This is a genomic window from Marinobacterium sp. xm-d-564, from assembly GCF_013283345.1.
In the GTDB taxonomy this organism is placed as follows: Bacteria; Pseudomonadota; Gammaproteobacteria; order Pseudomonadales; family Balneatricaceae; genus Marinobacterium_E.
This window is the reverse complement of the sequence record NZ_WBYO01000003.1, coordinates 46,702-66,625: the sequence shown is the minus strand read 5'-3', so window position 1 is coordinate 66,625 and position 19,924 is coordinate 46,702. Positions and strand designations below refer to the sequence as shown.

The window sequence follows — 19,924 nt, the reverse complement described above, 5'->3', positions numbered from 1 at the left end:
CGATCCTCTGGTAATCTTTAACGACTAAAGGGAGAACACTACCGTGTCGAAACGTTTTCTAATCATTGGCTGTGGTGACTTGGGCAATACCATTGCAACCAAGCTCATCAGTCAACAACATAAGGTCTATGGTCTTAGACGTAATATAGACCAGCTATCGGAAGGCGTACAACCAATAGCGTGCGACTTTTATGAAATTGAAAATCTCCCGCCCCTTCCAGAAGTCGATTACGTCATCTTCTCGGCCGCCGCAAAATCACGCGATATTGAGCACTACCGACAGATATACGTCGATGCCCCGGCTGCCATATTAAAAGCACTGCCAACTGCACCGATACGCTCTTTTGTGGTTAGCTCAACCGGCGTCTATGCTCAAAACCGTGGTGAGTGGATTGATGAATTCAGCGCTGCTGAACCTAACACGGCGCACTCCGTTCTACTTTTGGAAGGCGAATCACAGTTTAAACAGCGATCAGCTTGCACCCTGATCCGCAGCAGCGGCATATACGGCCCTGGCCGTACCCACCTTCTAAAACGCATCCTCAGTGGAACCATTGCGTTAGAGACGCCGACTCATTTTAGCAATCGTATACACAGTGACGACTTGGCCGATTTTGTTGTGCACTTAATTGGCAAAGCGATCGACCAACAACCACTGAAAGAACTCTATTTAGCCAGCGACGGTCACCCAGCACCGATTCATGAGATTACCAAGTGGCTTGCAGAGCAACTGGGCGTGGCAGCCCATCATCAGGAGCCGATACAGCGTGGCGGGAATAAACGCATCGCTAACAGAGCGATGAGGGAGAGTGGCTTTGTCTGTCGATACCAGGACTACAAAGCCGGATTTGCGCCTCTGCTGGATGATTTCAAATCGCAACAGAGGCAGATCACTTAACAGCGGTTAAGCCTTCGATTTAAGCAGGCGTGCCGCTTTAACGGCAAAGTAGGTCAAGATGCCATCGGCACCTGCTCGTTTGAATGCCAGCAGTGACTCCATCATCACCGACTCCTCATCCAACCAGCCATTTTGAAACGCCGCCATGTGCATCGCATATTCGCCGCTCACTTGGTAAGCATAGGTAGGCACACGTAGCTCAGTTTTCACACGGCGCACGATATCAAGATAGGGCATACCCGGTTTTACCATCACCATATCAGCACCCTCAGCTAGATCGAGAGCAACCTCGTGCAGGGCTTCATCGCTGTTAGCAGGGTCCATCTGGTAGCTGTATTTATTGCCTTTGCCAAGATTACCGGCAGAGCCTACTGCGTCACGGAAAGGACCGTAGTAAGCACTTGCATACTTGGCAGAGTAGGCAAGGATGCGAGTATTGACATGACCACCGGCCTCTAGCGCTTCACGGATCGCCTGAATACGGCCATCCATCATATCACTCGGGGCCACCACATCAGCGCCCGCTTCAGCGTGTGAGAGCGCCTGCTTCACCAATACATCAACAGTGATGTCATTGAGTACGTAACCCTCTTCATCGATGATGCCGTCCTGTCCATGGGTAGTAAATGGATCCAACGCAACGTCAGTAATCACACCCAGTTCTGGTAATTTTGCTTTGATCGCTCGCACGGCACGCTGTGCCAAACCCTCTGGATTGAATGCCTCTTCGGCCATTTCAGACTTAGCGGATGCAGGTGTGACTGGGAATAGAGCCACGGCAGGAATACCTAGTTCATAAGCTTCCTGACAGGCATCAACAAGCAGATCAATACTGAGTCGCTCAACACCCGGCATAGAGGGGACCGTTTCACGCTCACCTTCGCCCTCAATCACAAACATTGGGTAGATCAGATCTTGGGCTGTCAGCTGGTTCTCACGCATCAAATCACGAGAGAAAGTGCTAGCACGCATACGACGCATGCGAGTGAGTGGAAAAATGCGTTGGCTAGGATCGAATGCCACGAGACACCTCATTAGTAGATGATTTTTAACAAGTATAACGCTCAAGATGGCGGCAAGACTAACCCGCCGACCAACAAATCGACACAAAAATGGCTTTGGTTATTTACATATAACTAAATAATATCTAAATAACCTCTTTTTAGCTGTTATGACTATATACAAACCCTATCTCAATCCCTAAAGTACGCACCACGGAATAACTGAGGTCATGGATTGACCCGGTGAGACCAAGGATTGGTTTCAATGGAAGTAAAGCAACACAGGGACATCGCAGGACGCGACTAGGTTGCAAGGAAAGTCTTCCAACAGGGCGTGCCATGGAGTGGCCGCCCTATTTTTTTGCCTGCTATTTGCCCAACAGCAATGCGATGCGATGCGCCAGATCCTCGGGATCATCCCAGGGCATCATATGCCCAGCCCCTTCAATGAACTCCAAATGCATCGGCTGCTTAATCCTATTAGCCACACGTAGCGCATACTCTTTGGATAACACCTCATCATGATCACCTTGCAGATTGATCAATGTAAATGGGAACACCGAATCAGCAATCCCAGCTTGATGGGTAAACAGTGAAGCAAGCGTTGCCAGAGGGTAGTCAAAGATAATCAATGGATCGTCATTGATGTAGGGCCCTGCGGGGTGATCACCCAGAAGCGACTCAAAATCGATAAAGCTCTTAAGTGGCAGGCGCATATTGGGAAACCACAGAGCGCTGAAGCGAGTCCAGCTCCAACCCAAGGCATACATCATATCGGGAGGCTCTTGCCCTAACAGCAGCGTGGTACAGAGCACCGATTGAATGCGCTGATCTAGCTCAGCCAACGCAACCGCCGTGACAGCCCCTATCGAGTAACCATAGACGGACCATGGACCGGTAAAGCGGGATTCAAGGGCATTCAGCACATGGGAAAGGTGATGCTGGAACTGTTCAACAGTATATCGACCGCGATTACCTGCAGAGTAGCCGTGTCCCGGAGGATCGACCGCAATCACATTAAAACCCTGCTGATTAAGGGCTACAGCTAATTCAGCATAGAGCTCGACATAGGTGCCGATCCCTGCGAGAAACAGAATATTGGGGGCGCTGTGCGAGACAGGGTAGATCTCGACATTAATGCTGGCATCCAATCGCCACACTTCACGATGTGTCAGCGCATCCGAAATACCCAACCCCTGACGACGAGCCTTCTGCTCTACCGTCTCAACGGGGAACGCCTGCCTAAAGCTCATTAACGCTGACACCTAGGACAAAATACCGTCGCCCGTTGACCCTGACGAATCTCTTTAAGCGTCGAGACACAGGATTTACAGGCCTCACCGCCTCGACCGTAGACCGAGAGCTCTTGCGCAAAATAACCTGGCTTGCCGTCACTGGAGAGGAAATCCCTTAAGGTAGTACCACCGCGCGTGATGGCGTACTCAAGCACGCTCTTAATCTCGCCGACCAAACGCTCATAACGCTGTTTTGACACCTTACCCGCCGGCTTACGCGGATCGATACCCGCTCTAAAGAGAGACTCATTAGCATAAATGTTGCCAACACCGACGACGACTTCAGAGGTCATGATGAACTGCTTGATGGCTAGAGAGCGATTACGTGACGCCTTAAACAGATAATCCACGTTAAATGCATCGGACAGAGGCTCTGGGCCTAGCTTCTCCAATAACTTGTGCGTCTCACCTTTGGGTTGCCAGAGCACAGAACCGAAACGGCGAGGATCGGTTAGGCGCACCAACAAGCCATTTTCCATCACGAGATCCACATGATCATGTTTGGCCGGTTCTGTTCCTTTGGGAAGAACTCTCAAGCTACCTGACATACCCAAGTGCACCATGAGATCGCCCTCATCAAAACGTATCAGGATATATTTTCCTCGACGTTCGACGCTATTAACCTTTTTTTCAACGATGTTTTTAGGAATTTCACTAGGCACAGACCAACGCAAACGAGGCTCACGCACCACAAAATCGGCCACACGCTGCTGATCAATGTGCGGCTCTATGCCTCGTCGTGTTGTCTCTACTTCGGGTAACTCTGGCACTTAACTCACCTTAGCCGCACGTTGGGTTAAAAAGACACCTAGCACCGTCACAGCCACACCCACCAAGGTTAGCATCGACAGACGCTCATCAAACAGATACCAAGCTTCTAGCGCTGTTGCGGGCGGAACAAGATAGAAATAGCTGGCTACTTTGGCTGACTCACCTTCACGAATCATCAACATCAATAGCAAAATAGCAGAGAGCGACAGACCAAGCACCAACCAGGTCAACGCGCCAATTAACTCAATGTGCCAAACCACCTCTTGAGTCTCAAAAGCGAAGGTTAAAGCGCCCATGATAATCGCCGTCATCACGTATTGAATGAACGATCCAGTAAGAAGATCCGCCCCCCCACCAAAACGTTTCTGATAGAGGGTGCCAATAGAGATCGCAAAGAGTGCCACCAAGGCGGCCGTGATCGCTCCCGCCGTAAGGGTAATCTCCTCATCCGCCACACCTGACCAGAGCACTGTCACGACGCCGATCAAGCCAAGCCACAACCCAACCCAACCCATAGGGCTCAACTTCGACTTGAGCCATATCTGTGAGATAAAGGCGGTCAGTAGCGGCTGCAGACCGACAATAATCGCCGTTACACCGGCCGGCATATCCAACTTGATGGCTGCAAATACGCCACCCAAATAGCCTGCATGAATCAACGATCCCGTAACCAACTGATGTTTAGCGACATCCCAGCTCGGCCAACGTCCACGGAAGATCTGAATCAATAAAAAGAAGACCGCCAACGTGAACAGCATACGGATAAATAGGTAGTTAAACGGTTCAATATAGGGCAAACCGTATCGAGCACCGATAAAGCCGGTGCTCCAAAGCAGAACAAATGCAAAAGGTACAACACTCATCCATGATCTTGTCATCTATTAATCCCAATCCAACAAATTGCACTCTGATAGTAGCTTGGGTGACTGGCTTCAGCCTGTCATCCTCTTTTGTTTTACACTACTAAGACTGGAATACGCTGATATAGCGGATGACAGGCTGAAGCCAGTCACCGGCGCTGCGTAGCCAGTTTATAGCAGGCAAAAAAATACCCGCATCAGTGTAACCGAATGCGGGTATCTTTGGGATGCTGTATCAATTACTTGATTTTAGCTTCCTTGTAGATAACGTGCTTACGAACAACCGGATCGTATTTCTTGAATTCGAATTTGTCCGGAGTGTTACGCTTGTTCTTATCTGTAGTGTAGAAGTGACCAGTACCTGCAGAAGAGACTAGTCGGATCTTTTCGCGTGCGCCTTTAGCCATGACTTAGCTCCTTATGCTTAGACTTTGTTGCCATTTTTACGAACGTCAACAAGAACAGCGTCGATGCCTTTCTTGTCGATGATGCGCATACCTTTAGAAGATACGCGTAGACGAACGAATTTGTTTTCGCTCTCTACCCAAAAACGGTGCCAGTGCAGGTTTGGTAGGAAGCGACGACGTGTTTTACGTTGTGAGTGGGAAACGTTGTTTCCTGTTACTGGGGATTTGCCAGTAACCATACATACTCGAGACATTTTAAAACCTCAGTTAATAGTGTTTTCTTTTACTCTGTCAGATATTTATTGAATGCCACTTTCATAACGAAAACCTTGGCAATCTCAGGCGGAGCGTCCGAAAACGAGACAGAAATCCCGTACCAATGAGACAGAGGCGCGTGATATTACAGAAGAACCACCCCAAACGCCACCTTTTTGTCTGTTTTTTGTTCAATCTTAGGAGTGATGTGAGATCGTGGTTTTGCGGTTTTGTTCGCGGTTTTTAGATTTCGCGGTTTTTCGCTTCGCTCAAATTCGCTCCTACAACGCCACCCCGTAAGAACGAATTACCGTAGGCAAACCGTGACCTATAGCAGCCCCCGCTCTGCAAAGCTCATCGATTGGCTGCCCGCTATGATCAGATGATCGAGCACTTTGATGTCGATCAGAGCTAGCGCTTCTGAGATTCTTTGGGTAATGGTTTGATCGGCCATCGAGGGCTCGCAGACGCCTGAGGGGTGGTTATGGGCGAGGATAATGGCTGAGGCGTTGAGCGACAGCGCCGCTTCAACAATAACTCTGGGGTAGACCGCAGCCGCATTTAACGTACCAGAAAAGAGCACCTGCCATTTAATCACTCGATGCTGTGCATCCAGAAACAGACAGCCGAAGTGCTCTCGGCTGGCGCCGGCCAGCTCATGGCTAAGATAGGCCTTAACCGATTCCGGACTCTCGATCACCGAACGTTGTGCTATTTCACTGGCTAGGTAGCGTTTCCCCAGCTCCAGAGCTGCCTGAAGCAGAACGTACCGAGCAAGGCCGGCGCCGGCCAAATCGATAAAGCTTTCACACTCTCTATTGAGCAGTGCATTTAAGCTACCCGCTTGATCCAACCATTGACGGCCAAGATCGACGGCATTGCAGCCCGGTAACCCCTGCCCTACAAAAACGGCCAGGAGTTCAGCATCACTCAGCGCCGATGCGCCCTGTTGTAATAGCCTCTCACGCGGCCTCTCTGAACTTGGCCAATCCAAAATTTTCATATCACCTCCCTGTGATGAACGATATTTCGCTATACTCTGATCCCAGTATAGAAGATAATTCAATTTAAACATTGTCACTGTTTATAAGGCTTTCGAGGTATGCATAGACTTACTAACCGCCACATTTTGATCGGTATCACTGGCGGTATTGCAGCGTATAAAGCAGCTGAATTGACGCGTCTATTCAAAGGAGTCGGCGCGGATGTACGCGTTGTTCTAACGGACGCTGGTGCCGAGTTCATCACCCCGCTGACCCTGCAAGCGCTATCAGGCAACCCTGTGCATCAATCCCTGCTCGATCCGGAAGCTGAACAGGGCATGGGGCATATTGAACTGGCCCGTTGGGCGGATCTCATCATCGTAGCGCCAGCGACGGCTGACTTTATGGCTCGATTTGCAGGCGGCATGGCAAACGACTTGCTGACCACTCTCTGTCTGGCGACGGATGCCCCTATCGCGTTAGCGCCAGCCATGAACCAGGCTATGTGGCGTGACCCTCGCACCCAGCAGAACTTAGAGACGTTACTATCTCAAGGCGTCAATATATTTGGCCCAGGTTCGGGTGAGCAAGCTTGTGGTGATACGGGGCCTGGTCGCATGATTGAGCCCACTGAAATCCTAGCCAGTTGCGCCAATCTCATCGCGAACGGTCCGCTCAATGAGAAGAGCGTCGTGATCACCGCCGGTCCTACCCGTGAAGCGATCGACCCAGTTCGTTTCATCTCGAATCACAGCTCAGGCAAAATGGGATTCGAGCTGGCTGCTGCAGCTGCTAAAGCGGGCGCCAAAGTCACCTTGATCGCGGGACCTGTATCACTACCAACGCCAAAAGGGGTTCGACGCGTTGATGTCGAGTCAGCAGAGCAGATGCTTGAAGCCGCTTTGATTGCGTCAGAACAGGCGGACATCTTCATTGGCGCCGCCGCTGTGGCCGATTACCGTCCGCAACTGGTCGCAGAGCAGAAGATCAAGAAAGGGGCCGAAGAGGTGATGGAGATTCTATTAACCAAGAATCCAGACATCATCGCTACCATTGCCGCGCAACCTGAGCGCCCACTGATGATTGGCTTCGCTGCTGAGACTGAAAATCTTGTTGAGTACGCTCGCAGCAAACTGGTTCGCAAAGGGCTGGATCTGGTGATTGCTAACGATGTTTCGCAAGCCGATATTGGTTTTAATGCTGATCAGAATGAAGTCATTCTGGTCGGACCTAACGGCGAGCTTCCTCTACCCAAAGCCGGTAAGAGCGAATTGGCCGAACAACTCATTTCACACATTTCACAATTGATGGATTGATATGCAAAAGCTACAAGTAAAAATCCTAGATAAGCGCCTAGGTGACTCGATTCCCATGCCAACTTACGCCACCACTGGATCAGCGGGGCTGGATCTTCGTGCCTGTGTTGAAGCACCGCTGACTCTAGAGCCAGGCCAAACTGAACTGATCCCAACCGGTATGTCGATCTTTATTGAGGACCCTAGCCTCTGTGCGATGATTCTTCCACGTTCTGGCTTGGGACATAAACACGGCATCGTGCTTGGCAACCTGGTTGGTTTGATCGATTCTGACTACCAGGGCCAGCTATTTGTATCGTGCTGGAACCGTGGTCAAACCACTTTCACAGTTGAGCCAGGCGAGCGCATCGCACAGTTAGTTTTGGTTCCTGTGGTTCAAGCTGATTTTGAATTTGTTGAAGAATTTACTGAAACGGATCGCGGCGAAGGCGGCTTTGGCTCTTCGGGTCGTCACTAATTTTTATATTTGATTTAGAGGTTTTTTCACCATGCCATTAACACGCCAACAAGCGATCTCGACCGCCACCGTCCTTTCTGAAGCGCTTCCCTATATTCAACGCTTCGTCGGTAAAACCATCGTCGTTAAATACGGCGGCAACGCCATGACCGATGAGAAGCTAAAAGCCAGCTTTGCACGCGACATCGTTATGCTGAAACTGATTGGCCTGAACCCCATTGTTGTGCACGGTGGTGGCCCGCAGATTGGTGATCTACTCGACAAATTGAAGATCGAATCTCACTTCATTAATGGCATGCGTGTCACCGATACGGCAACCATGGATGTGGTTGAAATGGTTCTCGGCGGCATGGTCAACAAAGAGATTGTCGGCCTCATCAACTCCGCCGGCGGTAAAGCGATCGGCCTGACCGGTAAAGATGGCGACCTGCTTCGTGCACGTAAGCTGAAAGTGAAACACAAGACGCCTGAGATGGAAGCACCTGAGATCATCGATATCGGTCACGTCGGTGAAGTTGAGCGTGTTAACGTCAGCGTTCTAGAGATGCTGGTGGATTCGGACATCATTCCAGTCATCGCCCCAATCGGCGTAGGTGCTGACGGTGCCTCATACAACATCAATGCGGACCTAGTCGCGGGTAAAATTGCAGAGGTTCTTCAGGCAGAGAAACTGATCCTACTGACCAACATTGCAGGTTTGATGGACAAAGAGGGCGAAGTGTTAACAGGCCTCTCAACCCAACAGGTCGATGCTCTAATTGCCGACGGCACGATCTACGGCGGTATGTTGCCTAAAATCGACTGTGCATTGAGTGCGGTAAAATCAGGCGTGACTTCAGCGCACATCATCGACGGTCGTGTCGAGCACTCCTGCATGCTGGAGATCTTCACTGATGAAGGTGTCGGCACTCTGATCTCTAACAAATCGTTGAAGGTGGAAGCATGAGCGAGGCCAAAATTTCACGACGCGACCAGATTCTCCAGGCACTCGCCCAGATGCTGGAGGTCAATCCAGGACAACGTATTACAACGGCGGCCCTTGCAAAAGATGTTGGGGTATCAGAAGCGGCTCTCTACCGCCACTTCCCAAGTAAAGCGCGCATGTTTGAAGGGCTAATCGAATTTATCGAACAGACCCTATTCACACGCATTAAGACCATCACACAATCCGATGTCAGCGCCGTTCGTCAAGTTGAGCAGATCATTACCCTGCTACTCGCCTTTTCAGAGCGCAACCCAGGAATGTGCCGACTGCTCGGTGGTGATGCGCTTTCGGGCGAAAATGAGCGTCTGCGCGGTCAAATTAATCAACTGTTCGAGCGTATCGAGACGCAAATTAAACAGACCTTACGCGAAGCCGAGTTGAAAGAGGGTATTCGCACCCAACTTCCAGCCGGCTCTACCGCCAACCTAATTTTGGCAACGGCTGAAGGTCGCATTCGCCAGTACGTTAGAACGGACTTCAAGAAACGCCCCACTGAGTTCTGGCCAGAACAGTGGTCCCGCATGTCGATCGGTCTCTTCAGAAGCCCATCGAACTGATGGGCAACAACTACTTCAAAGATCGCCTCAGCTTTTTTGCGGCGATCTTTGCCTTGATGCTGGCCGCGGCCAACCTTCGCGGCGGCCTAGTCGTTATCGGCCCACTAGTCGAAGATATTCGGACTGACCTTGGGATTTCAGCTGCCGCGTTCGGCTTCTTGATGACACTGCCACTGCTCTGTTTTGCCTCATTCTCTCTGGTCGTGCCCTGGGTTGCTAACCGTTTAGCACCGATGAAAGTGGTGGCTCTGGCGCTGCTGACTCTTGGCATAGGCGCAGCGGCACGCCTCTTTGGCGACTACGGGATGATGGTCTCTGGCACGCTAGCACTGGGGGCCGGCATCGCCATTTTGAATGTACTGATTCCATCATTGGTTAAGGGACTCTTCCCAGAGAACGCGAGCTCACTGACCGGTGTCTATACACTGGTGCTAACCACAGGGGCCGCGTTTAGCTTCTACTCCTCGATCCCGATGCGAGATGCCTTTAATGATTGGCATGTGCCTATGATCGTTTGGGCCATCTTGCCGATCATTGCTCTATTGGTCTGGCTGCCGATGTTGCGGGTTAAGTTTAAACCGGCTGCACCGACCAGTGTCAGCAGCAGCGTTTGGCGTTTACCACGAGCTTGGTCTTTGGCCTCTTTCATGGGACTGCAGTCTATTCAGTTCTATGTATTAGCGACTTGGCTTCCACGCATCTTTATGGATGCAGGGTTAAGTGATGCAGAAGCAGGGCTGATGACCGCCATCTTCACCATGATCGGTATACCGGCGGCACTCCTAACCCCGATGATAGCGGCTAAGTTGCCAACGCAACGCAGCATTGTCGCGATCATCACCTTAATCGGCTTGGTGGGCGTTTTTGGAATATGGCTAGCGCCCATTGAAGGTCGCTACTTGTGGGTCGCTTGTTTAGGTACCTATGGTGGGGCTTCGCTCTCACTTGCGTTGGCTCTGATCGCGATGAAGTCGCATGATATGCGCCAAGCAACCGCTCTGTCAGCCATGGTCCAAGGGGTCGGTTATCTGCTCGCAAGCATCGCACCGAGTCTGATCGGCGCTCTTTACGACTGGCAACAAACTTGGACACTGCCGATGCTCACGCTTGTCTTGCTGCTGATTGCACAAGCGGTGGCCGGTTGGCCAATCAGTGGCACCGGCAAGGTCGATGCAACGCGTTAAATATTGAAGGTTTCGATCTCCTGGCAGAGATCGAAGCTATGAGGCAGTGATTTAGACTGGTCAGAAAACTCTGCAATGATTTGATCTTCAACACCCGGTTTTAGGTGCATGATGTGCACCTTGCTGGGCTCGTCTAACTTGGCCAAATCCTCAGCCAAAGTAACCGATGTATAGTGCTTACTGATTCCAGCCAGTTCGGCAGAGTCATTTCGGTAGGAGAGCTCTATGAAGATATCTGAGACCGGCTGCTGATTCAGGGTTTGCCACACTAACTCGGTCGGTCCGGTATCACCAAAAAAGCAGAAAGCACCCTCTCCTTTGCTGATCCGGTAGGCAAAACTCGGCACTGTATGCGACAGAGGAATCGGCATCACCTGATAGCCGTTTAACTCCAATCTTTGTAAGGGCTCTAGCTCAAGATATTCAAGAACCGGGGTCTGCTCGTTGGGTATTTTTGAAAAGTCTGGCCAGATCACCCAGTTCAATATATGCGCCTTAACCGCCTCTAACACCTCTTTAGGTGCCGCTAAGATAATTGGCTTGTGACGATGCTCAGAAAGAGAAGCGAGCATCATGGCGACGCCCGCTATGTGATCCATGTGGGCATGGGTCAGCAGCACCGTTTCGATTTGGTTCATCTGCGCTAAGCTAAGGAGACCAACCCCAGTGCCCCCATCTAAGAGTGTGCGCTCATCCAATAAAAAGCTGGTGGTGAACAGCCCCTCTGCCAAGCCTCCTGAACAACCTAAATTTCGAACCTTCATCACTGATCAATCATCGATTAAGGATGTTCAACGCTTTGAGCATAGTCAGCGCTTGATAGAGCTGGAAGTCATCACCGGCTAAATCGGACTGCACTGAGGATTGAACTGTCTCTTCTGACTCGTTCTCAAGGTGACCTGCCAAATCCACTTCGCGTACCTGATCTAGATTAGGGGCTTTGCGATCCAGCTGTAGGTCTTCGACCACCACATCAGGACTGATACCCTGCGCCTGAATGGATCGTCCATTGGGTGTAAAGTAGCGTGCCGTCGTAATTTTAACAGCACGATCTTCTGACAGCGGAACAACCGTTTGTACCGAGCCTTTACCAAAACTCTGGGTTCCCATAATTACGGCACGTTTTTGATCCTGCAGAGCCCCTGCGACGATCTCTGATGCTGAAGCGGACCCGCCATTAATCAGCACGATTAACGGCACATTACCGATCGCCACATCATCCGTGGCATTAAACTCCAACTCAGATCGAGCAATACGCCCCTCTGTATAGACAATCAGACCTTCATCCAAAAATGCATCCGACACCGCAACAGCCGCCTGAAGCACGCCACCAGGGTTATTTCGCAGATCCAAGACAAGCCCTTTAAGCGCCTCATCTTTTTGCAGCTTAGCCAGAGCATCTAACAGATCCTGACCTGTATTGGCTTGAAACTCGCTGATACGCACATACCCAAAGCCAGGCTCTAACAGGCGGCTTCTGACGCTTCGAATCTTGATTGCTGCACGAACCAACTCAACTTCAAAAGGAGCATCGACGCCTTCACGCATGATGGTGATGCGAATCGACTCACCAATTTTGCCGCGCATCAATTTCACAGCGTCACTGAGAGACATACCTTGAACCGGCGTATCACCCAATTTAGTAATTAGGTCACCCGCTTTGATACCGGCCTCTTGAGCAGGGGTATCGTCCAGCGGCGTAATGACATGAACAAAGCCATCCTTCATGCCAACTTCGATGCCCAATCCACCGAACTCACCGTTCGTGTGTTCTTGCAGGTTATCGAACGCCTCTTTAATTAAGTAGTCCGAGTGCGGATCTAAGCCACGTACCATGCCAGCAATGGCATCTTCTAATAACTGCTGATCGGTAACAGGCTCGACGTAACTCTTTTTGATACTGCTAAACACCTCCGCAAAACGGCGCAACTCATCAAGAGGCAACTGATTCTCGGAGGACTCTTCACTGGTCTGTTCTGTCGGGTAGGCAAAGACGTTCAATGATAAGAGGCTTGAAAGGAGTAGAAAGCTAACGGAACGGAACAACATAAAACCACCTATCACTGATTCGAATTATCTCTTTTTATTTAGCCAGGGAACCGGGTTAAAACTCTTACCATTATGACGTAATGAGAAGTAGAGACCCGTCTGATCATAGCCACCACTGCTACCGGTGAGTGATATGGTCTCGCCTGCTTGCACCCAATCACCTGTGTTACGCAATAGACTCTGATTGTGACCATAGAGGCTGAGGTAGTCATCCCCATGATCCACAATAATCAACAGCCCATAGCCTCTTAACCATTCAGAAAAGACAACACGACCTGGATGAACCACTCTAACAGCCTTACCTGAATCGGAACTGATGAAGATACCATCGGTCGAGAGCGTGCTCTTTTTACTGCCGTATTTAAGTGCCAACTTACCCGACACCGGCCAATCTAACTTCCCTTTGCGCTTGGAAATTTGCGGCGTGTCGATATCGACGAAGTTATCTTTGAGCGACTGCTCTATCTCAACGAGTAGAGACTCAAGCTGTTTGCGATCTTGCTCGAGTTTGGCCAACTGATTTTTCTCACTACCGATGTCTCGCTTGATCTCATCCAAGGTTTTTAAGCGCTGCTGGTAGGCTTGTTTTAAGCGATTTTCCTGCTGAACCAGAGCCTGCTTTTCAGACACTAGTTGCGACTCTGTCGCACTGAGGTCGGCGCGATTCTGATCAAAGTCACCTAATAGCCTTTGGTAGTTAGTCACTCGCGTTTTTAAAACATCGCTGAGATGATCGTAGTAGCGCAGCATGCGATCAACCGTCTGTGGCTCTGTACCACTCAAAATCATTTTCAGTCTTGGCTGACGACCTTTACGGTACTGCTCTTGTAGCAGTGAGATTAACAATGCGCGCTCTTTTTCGACCGCCTGTTTTAAACGAGTCTGATCACTGGTTAGCGTATTCGCTCGACCGGTTAGTTTATTGATAGATAGCGACACTTCGCGTTTTTTCGAGGATATTTCAGCAATTTTACGCTCATCTTCACGAAGTTTTTTCTGAAGCGCTTGCTGGTCGCACTGTTTTTTAGCGACACTTTTTTGCAGTGACTGCATCTGTGCAGTCAGCTGTTTGATTTTCTTCTCTGTCTCTTCCGCTGTTCCCGCCAATACGGGGGAACTACAGAAGAGGCAAAGTAACAGCCAGTGGCGCAACACGGATTAGAGTGACGCCAAGCTAGAACCGGTCATTTCAGACGGCTTATCAATATCCATTAGATCCAGCAGCGTCGGTGCCAGATCACATAGCGCGCCATCCGCTAGGGTTAGCGACGCTTTACGAGGACCATCGTAGATCAAAGCGACTGGCCAGTTGGTATGAGATGTATGAGGCTGTCCTGAGTTTGGATCGACCATCAACTCAACGTTACCGTGATCGGCTGTGATCAGTGTCTCACCGTCCACTTCTGCCATCGCCGCCAGCACCTTAGCAAGCGCTTCGTCGACCGCTTCACAGGCTTTAACCGCTGCATCAAATTTACCGGTATGACCGACCATATCACCATTGGCGAAGTTGCAGACAATCAGATCGTATTGACGGCTTCGTATAGCCTCACAGAGTTTCTCACTCACCTCTGGTAAGCTCATTTCAGGTTTCAAATCGTAAGTAGCCACATCGGGAGAGGGCACCAAGATGCGCTCTTCACCTGGGTAGACCTCTTCCTGACCACCGTTAAAGAAGAAGGTGACGTGTGCATACTTCTCGGTTTCAGAGATACGCAACTGAGTTTTACCCATACCCGAAAGGTACTCACCCAAATCATTACTGATCTTTTGAGGAGGGTAGGCACAAGAGGCCGGGATATCCGCTGCATATTCGGTCAGCATGACAAAGTCAGCAAGTGCTGGGCGTTTAGCGCGTTCAAAACCATCGAATGAATCATCCAGAACAAAGGCACGCGTAATTTCACGAGCACGGTCCGGGCGGAAATTAGCACAGATTAGAGTATCACCATCATTGATCGTACCCACTGGCGCACCCGATGCGTCAGTAATCACGGTGGCCGCGACAAACTCATCGTTCTCATCACGAGCGTAAGCAGCAGAGAGCGCCTCTTGAGCGGACGCAGCCGTTTGAACACCTTTACCCATTGTCATGGCATCGTATGCCGTCTGCACACGATCCCAACGGTTATCACGATCCATTGCGTAGTAACGACCGACAACGGTAGCGATGGCGCCTACGCCCAGATCTGCAAACGCCTTCTCAGCAGCGGCAATAGACGGCTCTGCAGAGCGAGGCGGCATATCACGACCATCCAAAATAGCGTGTAGGTAAACCTGCTTCGCACCGCGTTGAACGGCCATTTTAGCCAACGCAACAATATGATCTTCGTGGCTGTGAACACCGCCAGGGGATAACAAGCCAGTAATATGCACCGCATTACCCTTTGCAATCGCGGCATCCATCGCGTTAACCAGCGCGCTGTTCTCGAAGAAGTCACCATCGGCAATCGCTTTGGAAATACGTGTCAGGTTTTGGTAAACCGTTCGGCCTGCACCGATATTCATGTGCCCTACTTCGGAGTTGCCCATCTGACCATCTGGAAGGCCCACGGCCATGCCCGATGTTTGAATACGTGAGTTTGGATTATTGGCCAATAGACCATCCCAAACAGGCGTATTAGCAGCGGCTACAGCTGATGATTCAGTGGCTTCGACTCCGTACCCATCTAGGATAAGAAGCGCTCTTGGGGTGCGCATATCACTCATAGTTATGAATATTCCGGTTATAAGACTTTAGATTGATAGAGATTTTAACCGTTGAGGCCCGTTAAAACCATTAAACATTGGTGATTTTTCAGTCAGCCCCCTTATCCCTTGAGGCTCTGCAATGTATACTTTCGCGCATTAATTTTTATTGCATACACAGGTCTGAAATGGAAAACGTAATCGAATTTATCGGCAATCACACCATGATGGTTGTTGCTTGGGCATTTACCCTAGCCATGCTGATCTTTACTGAGCGTATGAAAGGCGGTAAATCAGTGACGGCGGCTGAAGCAACGCGCCTAATCAATAAAGAAGATGCTGTTGTTCTTGATATCCGAGCGCACAAAGATTTCAGCACTGGCCACCTGACTAACTCGATCAACATTCCACTGGCTGATTTCGATCGCCGCATGACTGAGTTGGATCAGTACAAAGAGAAGCCGATCATTGTAGTGTGTAACATGGGTCAGACAGCGGGCACCGCGTGTCGCAAAATGAAATCGGCTGGATTCACACAGGCGATGCGTCTTACCGGAGGCATCTCTGAGTGGCGCCACCAAAGCATGCCAGTGGTAACAAAATGACAGTAGAAATTTACAGCTCAGCTCTATGCGGTTTTTGCACTCGTGCAAAGATGTTACTTGATCACAAAGGTGTTTCATTTAACGAGATCAGCGTAGATCAGGATCCAACAAAACGCGCTGAAATGATGGAACGCAGTGGTCGACGTACCGTTCCTCAAATCTTTATCGGCGAGCACCACGTTGGCGGATGCGACGATCTGTTCGCACTTGAGCGCAATGGTGAACTGGACGGACTGCTGGCAAACAACGCCGGCGAATAATTAGAACGATTAAAAGTAAGGAAGCAACATGTCTGAAGAGAATCAGCAACCAGCACCACAGTTTGGTATGAAACGTGTCTACCTAAAAGACGCATCACTTGAAACACCTGCTGGCCCAGAAATTTTCAACAAAGCTTGGCAGCCACAGGTTGGTCTAGATGTTAATTCGGCTAGCCGTGTACTGGGCGATGATCACTACGAAGTGAACCTAACACTGACTGTGACCGTTAAGACAGAAGATGAAACAGCCTTTCTGATCGAAGTACAGCAAGCAGCTATCTTCCAGATCAGCGGCTTTGAGCCAGCACAGCTGCACCACACTCTAGGTGCATACTGCCCAACGCTTCTATTCCCATACGCACGTGAAGCAGTAGACAACCTAGCGACTAAAGCTAGCTTCCCTGCACTGATGCTTGCACAGGTGAACTTCGATGCTTTGTACGCACAGAAAGTTCAGCAAGTAATGGAACAGCAGAAAGCAGAGCAAGGCGAAGCTGAAGCGGCTGAATAAGCACGCACTGCACACAATATAAAAAGGAGGCGAATGCCTCCTTTTTTGTTGTCTAAAGATCGGTGTTTTACGATCGATGCTCCACCCAATACTCGAACATATCATTCATCGTTTCAGAGAGTGGACGATACTCAATACCTAATACCTCCCGACTCTTACTGTTGTCCGCTCGCCATTCGATGTTGACGTTGTTAGCAATAAACTTTCGATCCAATTTAATGAACGGAGCAAGCAACCAAACCAACCATTTAGGTGCAGCTCTCTTGGGAAGTTTGTAGTCCTTTCCGAATCGCGCTTGCAGTGTCAGTAGTGCGGTTAGTAGGTCGCTACAGTGTCCAGAAAGAATAAAGCGCCCTACTGCCTCAGGGGTGAAGGCTGCACGTAGATGAGCTTCTGCGACCTCTCGAACATCAACAAAACCAATACCTAAACGTGGCGCACCCTGTTTGAACTCACCCGAACCCACACGTTCGATGATCGAGAAACTCTCTGACGTTGGAATGCCACCTATCGCTGGCCCCATCACTAAACAGGGATTGATCGTCACCAAGTCAAACGATGCATCCTCAGCGATGCGCCAGGCTTCACGTTCGGCCAGAGTTTTTGAATACGAATAGGGCTGATAGTCTATGGATGCGGTTTCATTCCAGTTTGCTTCCGTTAGCACGCCGCCCTCGACCGAGTCACACTCTGTCGCATCAGTATAGATTGCAGCACAAGAACTGGTGACCACCACCCGCTTAACGGTTTCGAAGGATTTAGCCGTCTCGAGCACATTGCGGGTACCGATCAACGCAGGATCAATAAGTTCCCGCTGCGGGTCTTTAAAATTTGAGGTAAAAGGCGATGCGGTATGAAATACAACACCACACCCCTCGATCGCATCGGCAAACCCCTCTTTGGAGAGCAGATCGGTTTTGAAGAATTTAAGCGTACCCGGGCTTCCATCAGCTAAGGCGTTCAACGCTTTAAGTTTATCGGTGGCCTCGGGATCACGCACCGTGGCATGTATAGTTAACCCCTCTTCCAATAAGCGCTTAATAATCCAACCAGCAACATAGCCTGTAGCACCCGTCACTGCGACGGAAAGAGAACGATCTATGTTCATATAAAGGACTCTTCTAAATTTTAATTAATGTATCACGTACGCTAGTGTTTTAGACCTAGACCGCTTTAATCCTATTAACTGCCATCAATCATTGATAAGCTGTTTCTAATATAAACTAAACATTAGGAGAGCAACATGGCGGTTATTGAGCTAAACCAAGAGAATTTTGAATCGACCATTACGCAAAACAACTTTGTGATTGTCGATTACTGGGCGCCTTGGTGTGGTCCTTGTAAAGCCTTTGGCCCAACCTTTGATACCGTCTCTGAAGAGTTCCCAGACGTTGTCTTTGGTAAGGTGAATACTGAGGTTGAACAGCAAATTGCAGCAGAGTTCCGCATTCGCTCGATTCCAACACTGATGATCTTCCGCGACAACATTCTGATCTACAACGAAGGCGGTGCACTGCAAGCGGGACAGCTTCGCGAACTGCTGACCAAAGCGGCTGAACTTGATATGGATACCGTTCGTGCAGAGATTGAGCAACAAGCCGCAGCTAAAGCTGAATAGTCTTCAGACTCAACAGGCGTCCAATTTGGGCGCCTGTTCTTTCTAAATTTTCAGCGCCATTAGCAAGCGCCTCTTCCAAGCTACAAACACCTGGAACCACTGAGAAAAGTGCATCTATCCCAACTTCATGCACGCCCTCTGCCCCCTCACCAATTGAGCCACAGAGTGCAATCACAGGCAGGTCGTGCTGTTTAGCCCAACGTGCAACGCCAACCGGGGTTTTACCACTTAGACTTTGACCGTCCATTCGTCCTTCACCGGTAATCACCAGATCGGCACCCTTAAGTGTTTTATGGAAATCGACCGCCTCCAGAACCAGATCGATACCTGGTGCTAAGCGAGCATCTAAGAACTGAACCAGCGCATAGCCAAGACCACCGGCTGCGCCCGCGCCCGCACGATCTCGTAAATCCTTACCCAACAGGTCAGCACTCACGTCGGCCAATCGAGCTAGGGCGTCATCCAACTGTTGAACCTGTTCAGGTGTCGCTCCCTTTTGCGGGCCAAAAATAGCAGAAGCCCCCCGCTCACCTAACAGCGGATTATCAACATCACAGGCGACTAGAAACTCTGTCTCGGCTAGACGTGGATCAAAACCGGTTAGATCTACACAATCCAGATGAGCCAGTGCCGCCCCCCCTTCAGCAAGCTCTTGACCTGCCGCATCAAGAAACTTAGCGCCCAGGGCCCTTAAAAGCCCCGTTCCACCATCATTAGTGGCACTGCCTCCTAAGCCCATAATGATGCGACGCGCCCCTTGATCCAGAGCTTTTAGAATCAGCTCACCCGTACCATAGGTTGAAGCCGTTAGGGCATCTCGCTGTTCAGGCAGTATCTTATCCAACCCCGAGGCAGCAGCTGTTTCGACCACCGCTGTCAGTGGCACACCCTCTTGGTGACCCAGTACGCCCCAGATAGCATTGAGGGGCTGCCCTAATGGACTGGTCACTTCGGCCGTGTGTTGTTGCCCATAGGTTGCTGCAATCAGCGCTTCCGTCGTACCTTCGCCACCGTCAGCTACAGGTACGCAGTGAATATCGACATCCGCTAGCGTTGACTCAATGCCTTTGGCAATCGCATGCGCGACACCCTCTGCATCTAGGCTCTCTTTAAACGAATCGGGGGCAATGACTAGCTTCATCAACAAGGCTCCAGAAGTTGGGACTCACCCAACTATCGCATTGTGCACTGCATCAAGCAATAAAAAACCCAGCACATGGCTGG

The 19,924-nt window shown here is 50.2% G+C and carries 23 protein-coding genes; 10 read left to right on the top strand and 13 right to left on the bottom strand.

What is annotated here, in order from left to right:
* Positions 1 to 43: 43 nt before the first annotated feature.
* Positions 44 to 898, top strand: a complete 855-nt coding sequence (locus XMD564_RS04330; RefSeq protein WP_173482625.1) for an NAD-dependent epimerase/dehydratase family protein — start codon at positions 44 to 46, stop codon at positions 896 to 898.
* Positions 899 to 904: 6 nt separating this feature from the next.
* Here XMD564_RS04330 and hemB read toward each other — a convergent pair whose 3' ends face one another.
* The 7 genes from hemB to radC all read right to left on the bottom strand — a co-directional run bounded on the left by hemB (position 905) and on the right by radC (position 6,490).
* Positions 905 to 1,921, bottom strand: coding sequence for a porphobilinogen synthase (hemB, locus tag XMD564_RS04325; protein WP_371731467.1), 1,017 nt, complete (start codon positions 1,919 to 1,921; stop codon positions 905 to 907).
* 346 nt (positions 1,922 to 2,267) lie between these two features.
* Positions 2,268 to 3,152, bottom strand: a complete 885-nt coding sequence (locus XMD564_RS04320) for an alpha/beta hydrolase (RefSeq protein WP_173481879.1) — start codon at positions 3,150 to 3,152, stop codon at positions 2,268 to 2,270.
* Positions 3,152 to 3,964: a bifunctional DNA-formamidopyrimidine glycosylase/DNA-(apurinic or apyrimidinic site) lyase gene (mutM, locus tag XMD564_RS04315; protein WP_173507879.1), complete on the bottom strand. Its 813-nt coding sequence runs from the start codon at positions 3,962 to 3,964 to the stop codon at positions 3,152 to 3,154. Before mutM ends, XMD564_RS04320 begins: the two co-directional genes overlap by 1 nt.
* Positions 3,965 to 4,843: a DMT family transporter gene (locus XMD564_RS04310; RefSeq protein ID WP_173488769.1), complete on the bottom strand. Its 879-nt coding sequence runs from the start codon at positions 4,841 to 4,843 to the stop codon at positions 3,965 to 3,967.
* Between the two features lie 221 nt (positions 4,844 to 5,064).
* Positions 5,065 to 5,232, bottom strand: coding sequence for a 50S ribosomal protein L33 (gene rpmG / locus XMD564_RS04305; RefSeq protein ID WP_027854336.1), 168 nt, complete (start codon positions 5,230 to 5,232; stop codon positions 5,065 to 5,067).
* Between the two features lie 17 nt (positions 5,233 to 5,249).
* Positions 5,250 to 5,486 (bottom strand): 50S ribosomal protein L28, encoded by a 237-nt coding sequence (gene rpmB, locus XMD564_RS04300; RefSeq protein WP_173481876.1) that lies wholly within the window; start codon positions 5,484 to 5,486, stop codon positions 5,250 to 5,252.
* A 329-nt stretch (positions 5,487 to 5,815) separates the two neighbouring features.
* Positions 5,816 to 6,490, bottom strand: a complete 675-nt coding sequence (radC, locus tag XMD564_RS04295) for a DNA repair protein RadC (protein WP_173481874.1) — start codon at positions 6,488 to 6,490, stop codon at positions 5,816 to 5,818.
* 99 nt (positions 6,491 to 6,589) lie between these two features.
* Between radC and coaBC the strand changes: the two genes are divergently transcribed.
* From coaBC to XMD564_RS04270, 5 genes are read left to right on the top strand one after another with little or no spacing between them, the layout of a single operon-like run.
* Positions 6,590 to 7,786, top strand: coding sequence for a bifunctional phosphopantothenoylcysteine decarboxylase/phosphopantothenate--cysteine ligase CoaBC (coaBC, locus tag XMD564_RS04290; RefSeq protein ID WP_173482628.1), 1,197 nt, complete (start codon positions 6,590 to 6,592; stop codon positions 7,784 to 7,786).
* A 1-nt stretch (position 7,787) separates the two neighbouring features.
* Positions 7,788 to 8,243, top strand: coding sequence for a dUTP diphosphatase (dut, locus tag XMD564_RS04285; RefSeq protein ID WP_173481872.1), 456 nt, complete (start codon positions 7,788 to 7,790; stop codon positions 8,241 to 8,243).
* Positions 8,244 to 8,274: 31 nt separating this feature from the next.
* Entirely contained in the window at positions 8,275 to 9,189 is a 915-nt protein-coding gene (gene argB, locus XMD564_RS04280; protein WP_173481871.1) for an acetylglutamate kinase, read from the top strand.
* Positions 9,186 to 9,785, top strand: coding sequence for a nucleoid occlusion factor SlmA (slmA, locus tag XMD564_RS04275; RefSeq protein ID WP_173506169.1), 600 nt, complete (start codon positions 9,186 to 9,188; stop codon positions 9,783 to 9,785). Before argB ends, slmA begins: the two co-directional genes overlap by 4 nt.
* Complete coding sequence (locus XMD564_RS04270) at positions 9,785 to 10,969, top strand: MFS transporter (RefSeq protein WP_173507878.1); 1,185 nt, start codon at positions 9,785 to 9,787, stop codon at positions 10,967 to 10,969. The genes slmA and XMD564_RS04270 overlap by 1 nt, the downstream gene beginning before the upstream one ends.
* On the opposite strand, the gene XMD564_RS04265 is transcribed toward XMD564_RS04270, so the two are convergent.
* The 4 genes from XMD564_RS04265 to gpmI are packed head-to-tail and all read right to left on the bottom strand — an operon-like array spanning position 10,966 to position 15,727.
* Entirely contained in the window at positions 10,966 to 11,733 is a 768-nt protein-coding gene (locus XMD564_RS04265) for a 3',5'-cyclic-nucleotide phosphodiesterase (RefSeq protein WP_254445586.1), read from the bottom strand. The two genes, XMD564_RS04270 and XMD564_RS04265, sit on opposite strands and share 4 nt — an antisense overlap.
* A gap of 10 nt (positions 11,734 to 11,743) precedes the next feature.
* On the bottom strand, positions 11,744 to 13,018 hold the full coding sequence (locus tag XMD564_RS04260; RefSeq protein ID WP_173507876.1) for a S41 family peptidase: 1,275 nt from the start codon (positions 13,016 to 13,018) through the stop codon (positions 11,744 to 11,746).
* A 24-nt stretch (positions 13,019 to 13,042) separates the two neighbouring features.
* Complete coding sequence (locus XMD564_RS04255) at positions 13,043 to 14,125, bottom strand: murein hydrolase activator EnvC (RefSeq protein WP_173507875.1); 1,083 nt, start codon at positions 14,123 to 14,125, stop codon at positions 13,043 to 13,045.
* 51 nt (positions 14,126 to 14,176) lie between these two features.
* Complete coding sequence (gpmI, locus tag XMD564_RS04250; RefSeq protein ID WP_173507874.1) at positions 14,177 to 15,727, bottom strand: 2,3-bisphosphoglycerate-independent phosphoglycerate mutase; 1,551 nt, start codon at positions 15,725 to 15,727, stop codon at positions 14,177 to 14,179.
* A 167-nt stretch (positions 15,728 to 15,894) separates the two neighbouring features.
* Here gpmI and XMD564_RS04245 point away from each other — a divergent pair, with 167 nt between their 5' ends.
* The 3 genes from XMD564_RS04245 to secB are packed head-to-tail and all read left to right on the top strand — an operon-like array spanning position 15,895 to position 17,082.
* Positions 15,895 to 16,311: a rhodanese-like domain-containing protein gene (locus XMD564_RS04245; protein WP_173481864.1), complete on the top strand. Its 417-nt coding sequence runs from the start codon at positions 15,895 to 15,897 to the stop codon at positions 16,309 to 16,311.
* Positions 16,308 to 16,571, top strand: a complete 264-nt coding sequence (gene grxC / locus XMD564_RS04240; RefSeq protein ID WP_173481863.1) for a glutaredoxin 3 — start codon at positions 16,308 to 16,310, stop codon at positions 16,569 to 16,571. The genes XMD564_RS04245 and grxC overlap by 4 nt, the downstream gene beginning before the upstream one ends.
* 28 nt (positions 16,572 to 16,599) lie before the next feature.
* The gene (gene secB, locus XMD564_RS04235; RefSeq protein WP_173481862.1) at positions 16,600 to 17,082 is read left to right on the top strand and encodes a protein-export chaperone SecB; all 483 of its coding nucleotides are present in this window, start codon (positions 16,600 to 16,602) and stop codon (positions 17,080 to 17,082) included.
* A gap of 67 nt (positions 17,083 to 17,149) precedes the next feature.
* On the opposite strand, the gene XMD564_RS04230 is transcribed toward secB, so the two are convergent.
* The gene (locus XMD564_RS04230; RefSeq protein WP_173481861.1) at positions 17,150 to 18,190 is read right to left on the bottom strand and encodes an NAD-dependent epimerase/dehydratase family protein; all 1,041 of its coding nucleotides are present in this window, start codon (positions 18,188 to 18,190) and stop codon (positions 17,150 to 17,152) included.
* Positions 18,191 to 18,325: 135 nt separating this feature from the next.
* Between XMD564_RS04230 and trxA the strand changes: the two genes are divergently transcribed.
* On the top strand, positions 18,326 to 18,700 hold the full coding sequence (trxA, locus tag XMD564_RS04225; RefSeq protein ID WP_173481860.1) for a thioredoxin: 375 nt from the start codon (positions 18,326 to 18,328) through the stop codon (positions 18,698 to 18,700).
* On the opposite strand, the gene XMD564_RS04220 is transcribed toward trxA, so the two are convergent.
* Entirely contained in the window at positions 18,687 to 19,841 is a 1,155-nt protein-coding gene (locus XMD564_RS04220; protein WP_173507873.1) for a glycerate kinase, read from the bottom strand. The genes trxA and XMD564_RS04220 overlap by 14 nt on opposite strands.
* Positions 19,842 to 19,924 lie beyond the last annotated feature (83 nt).